The following is a 15,034-nucleotide window of genomic DNA, read 5'->3' as shown; positions in this document are numbered from 1 at the left end:
TCAGTTTATACATTCTATGATTAGGGGGAGAATTTGTATGAAAAAGACAGTTGCTTCGTTAGCAGTTATGACGGCATTATTACCGACGTTTTCAGCACATGCGGAAGGGAAAGAACAAGTTCGAAAATCAGCTACCACTTTTAACGTTATTAGTGATATTCAAGGGGATTTGGGGGATTTTGATCACGTATTAAAAGATATGAACAAAGTGACACCACTTTCTAGAGCGCTTATTATGAATGGGGATATAACGCCAACGGGACAACAGTCACAATATGATGATGTGAAGCGTGTGTTAAACAAAAATAAGCATCCAGAGAATGTATGGTCAACTGTTGGGAATCATGAGTTTTATGCTGGTAAATGGACAGCTGATGGGAAGCTCTCTCAAAGTACATGGCCAAATGGTGTAACGGAAGAAACGCTATTCAACCGCTACTTACAATTTAGCGGGCAAGAAAAGGTATATCATAAAAAAGAATTAGACGGTCATCCGCTTTTATTTTTAGGAACTGAAAAATATATGAAATACCACGATTCAAAAATGTGGGATGAAGTATTTATGAGTGATGAGCAATTAGGTTGGTTAAAACAAAATTTAGAAGAATATAGCCAAAAAGATAAAAATAAGCCGATTTTCATTTTCTCTCATCACGTTTTACCTGATACAGTATCTGGATCAAGACAAAATCCGTATTTACAAGATTATTTAAACGTTGATAAGTTGTACGATATATTAAAAGACTATCCGCAAGTTGTTTTCTTCACAAGCCACACGCATTGGGATTTAAACCTACCAGACTGGGCCGGTAAAAAGAAAATTACAGGCGGAGATAATAAAGGATTTACTGTTGTAAATACAGGCGGGATTGAAACGGGCTGGATGTCGGCTGGGCCAAATGGCGGAGAGAAGACTGCTCCTGATGGCTATTCATTTAAACAAGGGTTGCAAGTAAAAGCATATGGTAGCGATGTAATGGTGACAGCTTATGATTACAAACGTGATAAGGAGATAAAAAAATTATTAATTAGTGATTCGAAAATTGCACAAATGGCACCAAATGTAGCCGCTGATGATAGTAAAAATATAATCGTCGGTGCAACGGAGTATATGGAGTACTCTGTAGAAGGAACGAACGAGTGGCTGACGTATAATCCAGCAAATCCTCCAAAATTTGATGGGAACAAGATTGTATACGTACGCCATAAAGGCGAAATGAATGTAGAACCAGGATTAACGCAGCTTCTTCGATTTTCGGCAAATAAGTGATTGGAAGAGGGCCCACTTTTCATCGAGTGTGCCTTTTGGTGTTGTTTGTTCTTTTCGGTAAGTCGATATATTTGAAAAATCGCTGATATAATTCGAGTTGCGCCGATATAAATTTCATGTATCGTATTAAGAGCCGAAGTGTTAATACAATTTCATTCACTAACACCGAATTCCAACACATTTTTCACCCGGAAAGATGACTTCATCATTTTTACATGTAATAATAGTATCGTTACATACATTGTGAAAGAAGTACAAAAGGAGCGTTATTTATGAATTTAGCTAAATTCCCGAGAAAAAAATATACAGAGTCATATACACCAATTGAAAAATTAAACAATTTTTCTGAAGCACTTGGTGGGCCGACTATTTATTTTAAACGAGATGATTTACTTGGTTTAACAGCTGGTGGTAATAAGACGAGAAAGTTAGAGTTTCTAGTTGCGGATGCACAGGCAAAAGGTGCAGATACGTTAATTACAGCTGGTGGTATTCAGTCAAACCATTGCCGTCTAACACTGGCAGCTGCGGTAAAAGAAAAAATGAAATGTATCCTTGTATTAGAAGAAGGGCTTGAGCCAGAAGAGAAGCCAGACTTTAACGGAAACTATTTCTTATATCATTTACTAGGTGCTGAAAATGTAATTGTTGTACCAAACGGGGCAGATCTTATGGAAGAGATGCATAAAGTAGCGAAAGAAGTTAGTGAAAAAGGTAATCCACCATATGTCATACCAGTTGGTGGATCAAATCCTACTGGTGCAATGGGATACGTTGCTTGTGCGCAAGAAATTATGGCACAATCATTTGACCAAGGAATTGATTTTAGTACAGTCGTTTGCGTAAGCGGTAGCGCTGGTATGCACGCTGGTTTAATTACTGGTTTTGCTGGAACACAAAGTCACATTCCTGTAATTGGAATCAACGTAAGTAGAGGAAAAGCAGAACAAGAAGAGAAAGTAGCAAAACTTGTAGAGGAAACTTCAGCTCACGTTGGTATTCCGAACTTTATCCCGCGCGAAGCTGTTACATGCTTTGATGAATATGTAGGACCAGGTTACGCGTTACCAACGCCAGAAATGGTGGAAGCAGTTCAATTACTTGCGAAAACAGAAGGTATTTTACTGGATCCAGTGTATACAGGGAAAGCGATAGCGGGATTAATCGACTTAATTAAAAAAGGTACATTTAATAAAGAAGACAACATTTTATTCGTACATTCAGGTGGTTCACCAGCTTTATATGCGAATACGTCTTTATTTGCGTAAGTATGAAAAAGCATTGGGTATCCAATGCTTTTTGTTATATACTGGAATTGTTAGGAGGCAAGAGGAGGGAGTATATGAGTTCGAACTTACAATGGATTATATACACGGTACTCGGCATTGCTATTTTACTAATTTTATTTGTGACTTATGGAGTGTATTTATATTTCACTTAAGTGAAGTGGTAACCAAACCAAAGGAAAAATAAAATGATCGCTATAACAGCGGAAGCTAATATGAAGTAGGCGAAAGGCACGACATATTCTATTCCAACTCTGTCTAAAATAGGTGCGAAGAGAAAGAGATTAATAGTAACGAATATACTTACAATGAGAAACATATAACTTTTCCAAGTGTATGTTTGTAACTGCATAGAACGACACTCCTTTCTCTTTATTATTTATATTTCTAAGTGTAAAATAATTACCTTTATTTTACAATTTGAGATATTTTGTATTGAAAAGAGGTTGATGAATATGAGAGTTAGAAATTTTTCTCTAGTTTTTATTACCATATGTATATTCATAGTAACCGGCTGTTCAAATATAGTAGGAAATGAAGATCAAAGAATTCAAGTGCAAAAACATATTGGTGATAATGAATATAAAGATTTTAAGGTAGTGACAGATAATAATGAAGTGTTGCAAGTAAAGAAAATATTAAATGATATTAATTTTGAAAATAAAAAAGTGGAAATGTCTCATCCAGCGGCTTATCACTTTATTTTTCAATTTAAAAATCCGAAAATAGAGGCGAAAGCTGTGTTGTATCAAATTTGGGTAAGTACTAATAAGGAGAAATTGGAAATTAAGTCGGGGAATCATCTGTACGCTCAATTAGAAGGAAAACATGCAGCTACTTTATTTCGGATTGTTACAGGGGAGAAGTTAGCTGAATAAATATATATGGTTATAGGAATTCAATTCGTATTTATCATTTTGGGAGACACTTAGTTTTCAACAAAAATAGCTATTTTTTTATATTGGAATAAACATTGAGAATCGGATAAAATGTAAATTGAACATTTACTTGATGAGCATGAGGTTCTACGCTTATAAGCGGATTAATGAACCTTAAGGTGTGCATTAATCCGCCATTACATAATAATACTAGGAAATATATTGTTTTTACAAAGATTCGATGTTATGTTTAATTTTCTCAATATAATATTTTCCTTATATAGGAGTGGCTATTTGAAGAAATTAATATTATTAGTTTTATTGGTTACATACTGTCTCGCTATTGCAGGATGTTCTAATACTAGGATTACACCAAAGAATGAGTCTGAAAATTCAACACTTGAAAAGATTAATCGTATTAATAAAGCGTGGTACAAACATATATAATAGTTTTAAAGAAACTTGAAATTGTTGATGATAAGGTCATAAGGTGAAATTCGTTAGGCCGATAGTAGAGGTTGTGAAACCTGGTGAAATGTGGGAAGCATAGTTTACATTTAAATTTATAAAATATGCGACATTAAATTATTCACAAATAAAAGGCATTCTATGTTGCCTTCCTCTAACTTGAAACTTCTCAAAATTATTTCACTAGGTTAAAATATTTATAGAGAGGATTACCCTTTAACATTAGGGAAATGCGAGGGGGGGCGTAATAACTCGATTGATATGGTCCTTTTTTCACTTTATCTACCATCTTTATATATCTTTCTATTAAAAAATCTAACTTTAATCGATTAAAGTTAGATGAAACTGGTAAAAAACAATGAAATTTCAGGGAAAATAAGGTACACTAATCAATGGTTTTGGTTTAAAATCAATTGACGTTTATGTATACGGGGGAAAGATTGATGAACAACAATACAGTAAATGAATCTGTGGAAGAAGTTGAGAAAAAACGGGTAAGATCGAGAAAACGTTTTACAAATTGGAAGCTAATCGCTGCGGGTGGCGGTGTAATTGCACTTCTTATTGGAGGAATGAGTTATTATCAGGCAACTCACTTCAATTCGAATGTTACGATTAACGATACAAAAGTCGGTGGTTTGAGCGCTGATCAGGCAATACAGAAGTTAAAAACATCGGGACTAGCAAATAAAGTCTATATTGATCAACAACAAATTTTAGATGAACAAGATACAAAAACGGAACTGACAGAAAACGATTTGCCACAGGTTAAGAAACTATTAAAAAGCCAGTGGACATTTTTCCCTTCCGCAAAGGACAAAGATTATTCATTGCTACCGAAAGAAGCGGATCAGTATCGTAGTGAAACGATGAAAAAACTTGTAGAAGAAAAGCTTGTTTCTATGAATGAAAAATTAAAAGCGCCTCAAGATGCTATGGCGAAGCTCGAACAAGGAAAAGTTGTTATTTCGAAGAGCGTTGATGGAAAACAGTATGACGTTAAGAATCTACTAAAAGATTACGACAAGCAGAAGCATAAAAGCGAAATTCATCTAAAGTCTACATACATACAGCCTATTAAAGAAGACGATCCGATTATCAAAAAAGAAGAGAAAGCATTACAAAATCTTCTTCAGCAGTCTGTTGATTATAAAGTGCAGGATGAAGTGTACTCATTAAAAGCGAAAGATTTAATTCAAAATGCCTCTATGTCAAAGGATATGAAAGTGACAATCGATGCGAGCGACATTAAAAATAAGGTTGCTGAAATTAATAAGGCTAAATCTACATTACATAAAGACTTCGCTTTTAAAACACATTCGGGTTCGGTTATATCAGTAAAAGGACAAGGATACGGCTGGGCACTAGATGTGGAAAAAGAAACAAAACAAGTTCAACAAGCCTTTGAGAAAGGCGAAAAATCGCTTTCTGCTTCTAATATTCACGGGAATGGTTGGGAGAAGGAAGGAATCGGCTATAAAACAACATCGAATAATGGCATCGGAGATACATATGCAGAAGTTTCCATTGCAGATCAGCAAATTTGGATTTATAAAGATGGGAAATTAGTCGTCACAACAAATGTAGTAACGGGTAAACATAGCACGAGTGAAGATACATCACCAGGTGTGTGGTACGTTCTATATAAACGAACACCATACACGCTGAAAGGAAGCGCAGTAGGGAAAGCTGATTATGCAGTTAAAGTAGATTACTGGGTTCCATTCACAAATAGTGGTCAAGGATTCCATGATGCAGGCTGGCGAAAAGACTGGGGAAATAATGCTTATTTAACAGGGGGATCAGGTGGGTGTGTAAACCTTCTGCCTAACGTTGCAAAAACTGTATATGATAGTTTGAACACGTATGATCCAGTTATTGTGTACTAGAAAATAGGTACGTATCAAGAAATAAGGCAGGAAATTTTACTTGATGGTATATGAAAAAACACCTCTTGAATTCGCATGCGAAGTATGTAAATTCAATGGAGGTGTTTTTTGTTTGGAAACAAGAGTTCATTGCCTGTAAGAAACAAAGTAGGAAGAGGTTGAAGTGAAGAAACAGATATTCAAACAGTCAATAAAATTGACATTGAATATCATTTTCACTTATTATGTAATCATTGCATTTAATTAGACATGACTTTTTTATTAATATAATAGATTTTTAATAAGGTGTCCCATTTAAGAATTTAAACGTAGGAAAGGGTAATATAAAAATGAACTGGAAAAAAGGCGGATTATGGATTATTATTTTTTTCATTGTAAAAGGTACGATTTCTACACTTTTAATTGTTACAGGTGCTAAATATTTTGATTTATCATTTATGCAACTTTTCGTACTAATACTGATCTTATTACTGATTTCTCTCATAAGCCGAAAATTGCTGCATAAACATAAACAAAACAAAAAGCAAAAAGAGCTAAATATATAATAAAACCCCAGAGACCTTTGGATTTCTGGGGTTTTATTTCGATATCTTTTCCATATGCATATCAACTTAACAGAAAGGGTTGTCAAAAATGATAAAATCAATGCTGTTTAAAATGCGTCGGTTACTTTTATATAAGGATTGAAGAATCTTTATTCTGGAGCTATAAACATTCATACATTATGCTCGTTTTTCAATTGGTAGTTTAAAGGTAAAAGTACTGCCTTCTCCTAATTTACTTTCAACTGTAATTTCTCCTCCGTGTAGTTCGACAATCCATTTTACCATCGACAATCCTAAACCTGTATTTCCGATGTTTGAAGATGTTCGTGCCCCGTCAACTCGATAGAAGCGGTCCCATATTTTCGTAATATGTTGCTCGCTGATGCCTATGCCATTATCGGAGACTTTACCTATTATGTTGGTTTCATCACGGAACAGTTGCATATGCACAGTGCCGTTCGCTTTGCTATAAGCAATCGCATTCGTTAGTAAATTCATTAATAAACGCATCATCAATGTTTGATCTGCTTTCATAAACAAGTCTTCCTCTATATGAGTTGTGATATCAATCGAAGCTTCTTGAACCATTAATGAAAGCTCTTCTACAACGATTTCCGTTAATTCACTCATATTGATACATTCAAATTGGAAAGTATTATGGTTTCCTTGGTCAGCTCTTGCTAATAATAAGAGTTGGGATAGAAGCGTGGACATTTTACGTGATTGCTTTAAAATTACTTCTAACGATTCTTCCATTTCTTTCGGATTATTCCTCTGTGATAAAGCGTATTCGCATTGCGAAATAATAACAGATGTTGGTGTTCTTAATTCATGAGATGCGTCAGATGTAAATTGTTTTTCACTTTCAAATGATGTCTCTAATCGCTCAAACATTTTGTCAAAGGTTTGTGCTAAATGATACATTTCGTCTTTCGGTGAACCTTGTAAATGAATTCTCTTCGAAAGGTCTTTACCATCACCAATTTTACTAGCTGAATCACTCATTTGTTGTACAGGTCGAAACGCTCTTTGCGTAATAAAATATCCTCCCACTGCGGCAATGAGAATAAGTAATGGAAATGAGATGAGTGTTACCACAATAAGCGTATTCATCGTTGATGATAATTGGTTCATAGTCATTATTCCACGAACCCAGACTTGCTCATCGCCGCCTGCATTATGGAGAAAATCATAGACTATCCATTCTTTATTACCGTCTTTAATGGTTTGTATTTCATCGGATTTAAGCGATATCTTTTTATTAAAGCTTGTTGGACTATTTCCTGCCAGCAGCTCACCTTGTTTATTATAAATGATGATATTTACTCCATCTTCTATGGGTTCAAAATCATCGTCCATCTTTAATTGTCCATGCTTATATTCGATATCTTCAATACTTTCTTTTACTGTACTCTTCAATTGATCTTTCATATTAAAAAGCAAAACTTTATCTGAAGAAGTTAAAATAAAAGCTAACACGAGTGCCATAATAATTACAATTAGCCCTGTATACCACAGGGTTACTCTCATTTTGATTGATAGTCTTTTCATGATTCTACTCGCAATACGTAACCAGTTCCTCGGACTGTATGAATTAACTTCGTTTCAAACTGGCTATCAATTTTTTTACGAAGATAGCGGACGTAAACATCAATAATATTCGAGCCACCTTCATAGTCGTAATTCCACACATGTTGCTCAATTTTATCTCGTGTGAGCACAACTTCTTTATTACGAATCATATATTCTAAAATAGCAAATTCTTTACTGGAAAGAGTGATAATCTGATCTCCTCTTGTTACTTTATGCATATTGCAATCTACCACTAGGTCAGCGATTTCAAACACATTAGATGTGTTTCCTGTATTTCTTCGCATTAACACTCGAATTCTTGCTAACAGTTCATCAAAAGCAAACGGCTTTACTAAATAATCATCCGCACCTAAGTCGAGTCCTGTTACGCGATCATCAATTGTATCTTTAGCTGTAAGAAGCAAGACAGGAGTTGTATGATTATCCGTGCGTAATCTTTGTAATACTTGTAAACCATCTATTCCAGGAATCATAATGTCAAGCACAATCAAATCGTACGTAGCCATATTTATATAATTCAAGGCATCTTCGCCATTCCCGCATGCATCGACACTATAATGTTCTGCATTTAATCGTTTTACTAATATATTTTGTAAGTCTTGTTCATCTTCGACAATAAGAACTCGCATTAACATTCTCCTTTTCTTCTTATTAATATGTATCAGTATAATTCCAAAACATTAAAGAAAGATTAGAAACTATTTAATTATATCATTTTATTTTTTTGTACATTAATCTTCCTTTAATGTTTGTTCAGTAATATAAAGGCAAGGATAAGGTGCACATGTAAAGGGAGGAAAACAGAATGAGAAAGTGGATGTTGATTGGAGCAATGTCTTGTTTATTCTTAACAGCTTGTTCTACTCAAGCTGATAACAATACAGAAGTACAACAACTGAAAGTGGAAAATGATACATTGCAAAAAGAAAGTGCTCAACTACAACAAGAACCAAACAAAACAGGGCCTGCTACGAATGACACGAAGCAAATACAAGATTTCAAAAACGAAGTCACATCTATCGTTGAAAAGGCAAATAACACGAAACCAGTTGGAGCAAAAGAAGAAAACTTAAATACGTACTTAGCAGCAAAAAAAGAAATTGATCAATTAGATGACAAGATAGATCTATCTGATAATCAGCTAGAAGCAGATTATCACGCTGGAACGATAACTGTTGAACAATATGAAACGCAAGAAAGAGAACACGATATATTGGAAGATCAATTAGAGCAAGCAGAAAATGCACTTGAAACAAGATTTGGAATAGATGATTAATCATGAAGGAGTGGATGAAAATGTTAAAACATAAAAAGAAAATAATGATAAGTGTAATTGCTATTTTAGTAAGTGGTATTGCTATTGTTGGTGGATATTATGGTATGGGTTACAATTATGCGAAAAAGAATGAAAACTACACAGAGAAACAAGTTCGTGAAATTTCTTTAGCTCATACAAAGGGAGAAATTATTAATGTGAAAAAAGAATTCGAATTAGAAGATGACAACTTAGCACAATCTACATTTGAATATGAAATGGAAATTAAGACACCTGATAATTTGTTAAATATTTTAAAGGTTAGTGCTAGAACAGGTACAATAGAAATCGATAAAGAAGATTAAAAAAATATCGACAAATAAAATATCGTATATTTGAAAAAATTCAGGCTAAGCAAAAATAAAATAAGCTGCCCATATGGACAGCTTATTTACACAATACTTGTTATCGGTAGCGAAGAAAAAGACGAATCCCTAATTTCACAAGGGAATCGTCTTTTTTTGTTCTATGGATCTATGCATTTTCTTATACATTTCTATCCTGCCGCGGTTTTAGGTTTCTTGTCTGTTATTGGATTAACCAAAAAACTGTATAAAATCTTGTATACTCTTAGTGTTGTTTTTTCCGAAATTCTGGCGGTACCCCATCACCATCAAGCTAATATTTTCATATCCTCCTAAATTAAAATTTTCTTTCTCTACAGATAGTTATTCTGAGAAGCAGCTCATTTTTTCGTTTTGGGGGAATTTCTTTTTCTTAAGTTGATGGGCATGTATGGTGCCCCCTATTAGACGATAGTGAATTAACAATTTCGGGGTTCAGTTCAACTTTATTCAAAATAAGAATTTTTTGCAGTAAAATCAATGTTAGTGGAACTTTTTTAATCAAACTTTTTTCTAAATTAACATAAATACTTGCAACATTTAAATTAGTACTATATAGTTCTAGTTATGACAAAGGTAAAATTAATGAATCAAAAACGTGTGATTGAAGTAGCTGCAACATTATTTTTAGAAAAAGGGTTTGCTTATACAAGTATGGATGAATTAGTACGTGTAAGCAAAGTTTCAAAGTCTAATGTGTATTATCACTTTTCTAATAAGGAAGTATTATTAGAAGGGGTCGTTGATTATTGGATTGAAATGTATCAATCTGCAATTGATGACGTACTTTCTCAGAACCAATTTTTAGTTGAAGATCGTATCCAACTGTTTTTAAAGCAATTATCACAAGGAGTTCAGTCGAGAGAGTATAAGGGGAGCTGTCCATTTATTACTCTTTATATTCAAAGTCCTACACAGGCCACGCAAATAAAAGAAAAAATAGGTCTTTTTTTTACAGAATTACAAAAGAAAGTTTCTCTATTACTTAAACAAGGGGTAGAGAATGGGGAATTCAGAAATACGATTAATATTGATGAGGTTGCATCACTTTTTATTACAAATCTTGAAGGAGCGTTATTTATTTCAGAAACATTGAAGGATGCAACTGTAATCACGAAAACAGCAGATAATTTTTTAAACTTGCTTCGATAAAAGAAGCTTTTTTTTTACATCAAATTAGTACTAAATAGTACTAAAAAGGAGATTTTATATGAGAACAGTATTTTTAATTGGTGGAACAGGCTTTATTGGAAAGCAATTAGTGAAAGAATTAGCCAAAGAGGATGTTAAAATTCTTCTTTTAGTGAGGTCGAAAAGTAAAGCAACACGCATTTTTCAAGAAAGAGGCATCTTAAAAAAGGCAGTTATGCACTTTATTGAAGGTGATTTGACGAAAATAGATTTAGGCCTAAGTGCTGAAGATAAGGAGAGGATATTGAAAACGGATGTGATTATTCACGCAGGAGGCCCCATGGATATTCAAGTGACAAGTAAAGATGCAGCGTCTGTATTTTTAAATGGTGCCAAACATATTAGTGAATTAGCTAAAAGTATTCATCAATTGAAGGGCTTGCAACAATTTATTCATGTTGTAGGTTATATGAGTCCCTTTGATGATAAAAATAGCAAGATTGCAATTGATGTGTTTAAAGAAGGAAACAATTATTTGAAAATAAAAAATCCATATGAGAGAACAAAATTTTTAGCAGATCTTTATATCCGTCACCAGGCATCAGTAGTAGGTTATCCGCTTTCTGTAATTAATCCGCCAACTGTAGTAGGTAGTAGTAAAACAGGGAGTACAGAGCAGATAGCAGGATTAGGTTTGCTTGTGATGAGTATGCGAAGAGGGCTCATGCCAGTGATTCCTGGAGGTAAGGGATATAGGTTACCACTTATTTCAAACGATGAGCTTGCGAAGTTTATTGTGCAGGTTTTCAGATTGGAGCAACCGACTATTCAAACATTTACACTTGTTGAAGACAAACAGCACGATCAGAACATTGCTGAATTATTAAGTATTATGTCGGAAAGTATGAATATGAGGGCACCAAAAATCTCTGTCCCAATGCCACTTATGAAAGCAATTATGAATAGTGGAGTAAGTAAAATAACAAAAATTCCTTCTGATGGACTAAATTTTATTACAAAACGAAAATTTTCAAATGTTTCAGCGAAAAAAATTATGGGAGGAGATTGGTTTAAGAAGACGAGTGTAATGAAATTTTTCCCTGCCGTAGTAGCTGATCTGGATTATCGAATGATGTATCAAAATGGCCAGCATAATCATTTATTTAAACGAACATTATGCGATAACACTACCCTTTACGAATTACAAGGAGAGGGTAAACCGTTTATTTTATTACATGGTTTATTGAGTGATGGAGAGGATTTATTTCCTTTAGCACAAGAGCTTCATGAAAAAACTGGTCAACCTGTATGGATCTTGGATCTTCCAGGTTTGGGACGTTCTCCTTTTAAACGAGAGAAAAATCTTCTAGATATCTATTTGAATGTAGTGAAAAAGTTATTGGAGAAAGCTACTAATGGTGCACATCTAATTGGCCATTCATTCGGTGCGTTTATTCTTCTGGAAGCATTGGTACAAGAGTACATAGATAAGAAGTATTCAATCACTTTACTTCAGCCACCTGTTGCTAAAAAAAATGCTAAATCGCTAAATGTTCCTCGATTTATGAACAAATGGACATTAAAATTGGCAACTGCTAATTTGATAGAGCGTTATTTATTAAGTAATGGTTTGTTTGAAAGTACGGAGAGCATCCCTGGACATTATATTGAAAAAATAATTAACAGTTTTACTTCTCCTAGAATTTTAAATACTACGGTTCAGCTTAACAGTTTACTACTTAAAAACGATCAAGGTGATTTCAATGAAGTAACAAAGTATAATCTTCACATTATTTGGGGGGATTATGACAGAGGCTATTCTGCTCCATCGCATCTTGGTAAGGTTGATTTTGTTCCATATGGCCATCATTTTCCTCTTAGCCATCCGAGTGAAACGGCAACATTAGTAATAAAAAATAGTAATACTAGCAGATGAGAGTGTGGGATAAATAAAAAGTGTGTAGTAAGATCGTTGTGTCTTTGAAATAAAATTGCACTGTTTGGGGTCCCACCCATACCCATCAACTTAAGAAAAGTAAACACCCCTAAAACAAAAAAATGAACTGACTTCTCAGAATAACTAACTGTAGAGAAAGAAAAATTTCATTTAGTAGGTACTTCAAAACCTTAGCTTGATTGCGATGGGGTCACCATATCAAAAAAAGAAAATTGTGCGTATAGACATATTTTTCAACCGCTTCCTGTACGTTAAGGGACTCGTTATTTTTTTACAGTTTTTTATTATGAAATTCTAAATAACTAATTATAATAGGTGAAAAAACGATCAATAGTTGGGTTACGGAAAGGATTCGAAATTACATTCTTTCTCAATACATATTATGGATAAATAAAGTAAAATATGGTTTGGGGTTATGTCTCATGTTGTGTTAATCCTAACAATAACTAAGGGTACATAATATGCTTTCATACCTTTGAATAATTTTGTTATAGGAGGGATGGAGATTTAAATGGCTCAAATTGTTGGTATTGATAGATACCTTTGTACTGGGGCTTTATCTATATGCGTGAGGGCCTTTCCCTAAGTCTTGTCAGGAAGTAAGGAACCGTAGGCAAACACTTATACAATATGAATAGAGGAGAGGAATGCCTTATGAAAATACGTAGTCAAATTACATGTGCAAGTCTGGCCCTTTTAATAGCTGGAAGTTCCCTGTTATATACAACACCAACCTCAATTGTAAAAGCAGAGCCCACGCAAAATGTATCTAGTTCGTTACAAACAAATACTCAACGAGATCGTACTTCCGTCAAGCAAGCAATGCGGGATACATTGCAACTTGGATACCCGGGGATACTTGCTAAAACTTCTGAGGGTGGAAAAACGTGGGGGTATGCCGCTGGAATAGCGGATCTGAGAACCAAGAAACCGATGAAAACAGATTTTCGCTTTCGCATTGGGAGTGTGACGAAGACGTTCACTGCAACAGTTGTACTTCAATTAGCTGGAGAGAATCGCCTGAATCTAAACGACTACATCGAAGACTGGTTGCCTGGTGTCATTCAAGGAAATGGATATGATGGTAACAAGATTACTATCCGGCATATATTGAACCATACAAGTGGTATCGCTGAATACTCAAGGTCAAAAGACGCTGATTTTACGGATACAAAAAAATCGTATACGGCTGAAGAGTTAGTGAAGATGGGGATTTCTCTCCCCCCAGACTTTGAACCAGGAAAGGGCTGGTCTTATTCAAACACAGGATACGTATTACTGGGTATGCTTATTGAAAAAGTAACCAAAAACAGCTATGCGGAAGAGATTGAAAATCGGATTATTGAGCCACTTGAATTGTCGAATACATTCCTACCTGGGAATTCAAGTGTTATTCCAGGCACCAACCATGCCCGTGGATATGACCAACCAGACAGAGCAAGTGAGCTAAAAGACGTTACTTATTATAACCCAAGTGCAGGTAGCTCTGCTGGAGATATGATTTCTACTGCTGACGACTTAAACAAATTCTTCTCTTACTTGCTCGGTGGCAAATTACTGAAAGAACAGCAACTAAAACAAATGCTTACTACAGTTCCTACAGGAAAAGAAGGAATCGATGGATATGGTCTTGGAATCTATGAAACTAAGCTTCCAAGCGGTGTCTCGATATGGGGACACACAGGTGGCATTCTAGGATTTACTACTCTTGTTGGAGGTAAACTTGGAGGCAAGCATACGTTGGTCGTCAATTGGAATAGTTTGGGTAGAACTGATAGTCCTAATCCTTTTAAAAATATTTTACTTGCTGAATTTAGCAAGTAGGAAAAAAGGAAGAAATTTATCGTAGTTTTCATAGTTAAAAATATACTTTTCTGGTTCAAAAGCCCCAACTTATTTTCAAGACAAATTTGGGGCTTTTTTGTTTTCGTGGCGTTTATTCTCCTTAAGTTGATGGATGTGGGGTAGCACCACATTACTATCAAGCTAAGGTATTAATATATCTCCTAAATGAACATTTTCTTTTTCTACAGGTAGTTACTTTGAGAAGGTAGTTTATTTTTCTTAAGCTGATGGATATGGAGTATCCGCCCCTAAGTTAAATAAATTTTGACTTAAAAACAAGTGATTTTAACAACGTTAGGAGTGTTTCATGCAGCACAATGTCATTTGTTTTGTATTGCAAGAAGAAAAATTACATTAGAAAAGAGCCAGAATACATCCTGTTAAGGGTAAATCGAATCTTAATATTTAAAAGGATGGAAAAAAGAAACACAGAAGTAAAAACTTCTGTGTTTCTTTTTGATTAATATATTTACTGAACTTTCCGGCACAGATGCTCCTTCTATCCTATTATAA

At 34.6% G+C, this 15,034-nt stretch carries 13 protein-coding genes; 10 read left to right on the top strand and 3 right to left on the bottom strand.

The features are described from left to right. Positions 1-37 precede the first annotated feature (37 nt). On the top strand, positions 38-1,270 hold the full coding sequence (locus ILS93_RS03745; protein ID WP_222655268.1) for a DUF4073 domain-containing protein: 1,233 nt from the start codon (positions 38-40) through the stop codon (positions 1,268-1,270). 272 nt (positions 1,271-1,542) lie between these two features. Then, positions 1,543-2,538 (top strand): D-cysteate sulfo-lyase, encoded by a 996-nt coding sequence (gene cuyA / locus ILS93_RS03740; RefSeq protein WP_222660003.1) that lies wholly within the window; start codon positions 1,543-1,545, stop codon positions 2,536-2,538. 169 nt (positions 2,539-2,707) lie between these two features. Here cuyA and ILS93_RS03735 read toward each other — a convergent pair whose 3' ends face one another. Beyond that, positions 2,708-2,908, bottom strand: coding sequence for a hypothetical protein (locus tag ILS93_RS03735; protein ID WP_154131362.1), 201 nt, complete (start codon positions 2,906-2,908; stop codon positions 2,708-2,710). Between the two features lie 103 nt (positions 2,909-3,011). Here ILS93_RS03735 and ILS93_RS03730 point away from each other — a divergent pair, with 103 nt between their 5' ends. The 3 genes from ILS93_RS03730 (at position 3,012) to ILS93_RS03720 (ending at position 6,336) form a co-directional block, all read left to right on the top strand. Continuing rightward, positions 3,012-3,434 (top strand): hypothetical protein, encoded by a 423-nt coding sequence (locus tag ILS93_RS03730; RefSeq protein WP_064475800.1) that lies wholly within the window; start codon positions 3,012-3,014, stop codon positions 3,432-3,434. A gap of 911 nt (positions 3,435-4,345) precedes the next feature. Next, the gene (locus tag ILS93_RS03725; RefSeq protein WP_064475799.1) at positions 4,346-5,791 is read left to right on the top strand and encodes a L,D-transpeptidase family protein; all 1,446 of its coding nucleotides are present in this window, start codon (positions 4,346-4,348) and stop codon (positions 5,789-5,791) included. A 329-nt stretch (positions 5,792-6,120) separates the two neighbouring features. Beyond that, entirely contained in the window at positions 6,121-6,336 is a 216-nt protein-coding gene (locus ILS93_RS03720; protein WP_064475798.1) for a hypothetical protein, read from the top strand. A gap of 177 nt (positions 6,337-6,513) precedes the next feature. Here the strand turns inward: ILS93_RS03720 and ILS93_RS03715 are convergent, their stop codons facing one another. Then, positions 6,514-7,887 carry a sensor histidine kinase gene (locus ILS93_RS03715; RefSeq protein ID WP_222660001.1) on the bottom strand — a complete coding sequence of 458 codons (1,374 nt, stop codon included), beginning with the start codon at positions 7,885-7,887 and terminating at the stop codon, positions 6,514-6,516. Beyond that, entirely contained in the window at positions 7,884-8,558 is a 675-nt protein-coding gene (locus ILS93_RS03710) for a response regulator transcription factor (protein ID WP_222659999.1), read from the bottom strand. Before ILS93_RS03710 ends, ILS93_RS03715 begins: the two co-directional genes overlap by 4 nt. A gap of 176 nt (positions 8,559-8,734) precedes the next feature. Between ILS93_RS03710 and ILS93_RS03705 the strand changes: the two genes are divergently transcribed. The 5 genes from ILS93_RS03705 to ILS93_RS03685 all read left to right on the top strand — a co-directional run bounded on the left by ILS93_RS03705 (position 8,735) and on the right by ILS93_RS03685 (position 14,500). Beyond that, entirely contained in the window at positions 8,735-9,205 is a 471-nt protein-coding gene (locus ILS93_RS03705) for a hypothetical protein (protein WP_001233665.1), read from the top strand. A 20-nt stretch (positions 9,206-9,225) separates the two neighbouring features. Beyond that, positions 9,226-9,549: a PepSY domain-containing protein gene (locus tag ILS93_RS03700; protein WP_064475795.1), complete on the top strand. Its 324-nt coding sequence runs from the start codon at positions 9,226-9,228 to the stop codon at positions 9,547-9,549. A 624-nt stretch (positions 9,550-10,173) separates the two neighbouring features. Next, positions 10,174-10,740 (top strand): TetR/AcrR family transcriptional regulator, encoded by a 567-nt coding sequence (locus ILS93_RS03695; protein WP_064475794.1) that lies wholly within the window; start codon positions 10,174-10,176, stop codon positions 10,738-10,740. A gap of 58 nt (positions 10,741-10,798) precedes the next feature. After that, complete coding sequence (locus ILS93_RS03690) at positions 10,799-12,655, top strand: alpha/beta fold hydrolase (RefSeq protein WP_222659997.1); 1,857 nt, start codon at positions 10,799-10,801, stop codon at positions 12,653-12,655. Positions 12,656-13,330: 675 nt separating this feature from the next. After that, positions 13,331-14,500 (top strand): serine hydrolase domain-containing protein, encoded by a 1,170-nt coding sequence (locus ILS93_RS03685; protein ID WP_222659995.1) that lies wholly within the window; start codon positions 13,331-13,333, stop codon positions 14,498-14,500. Positions 14,501-15,034: the final 534 nt, after the last annotated feature.

It is taken from the genome of Bacillus sp. 16GRE42, from assembly GCF_019837435.1.
In the GTDB taxonomy this organism is placed as follows: domain Bacteria; phylum Bacillota; class Bacilli; order Bacillales; family Bacillaceae_G; genus Bacillus_A; species Bacillus_A wiedmannii.
This window is presented reverse-complemented; position numbering and strand designations above follow the sequence as displayed.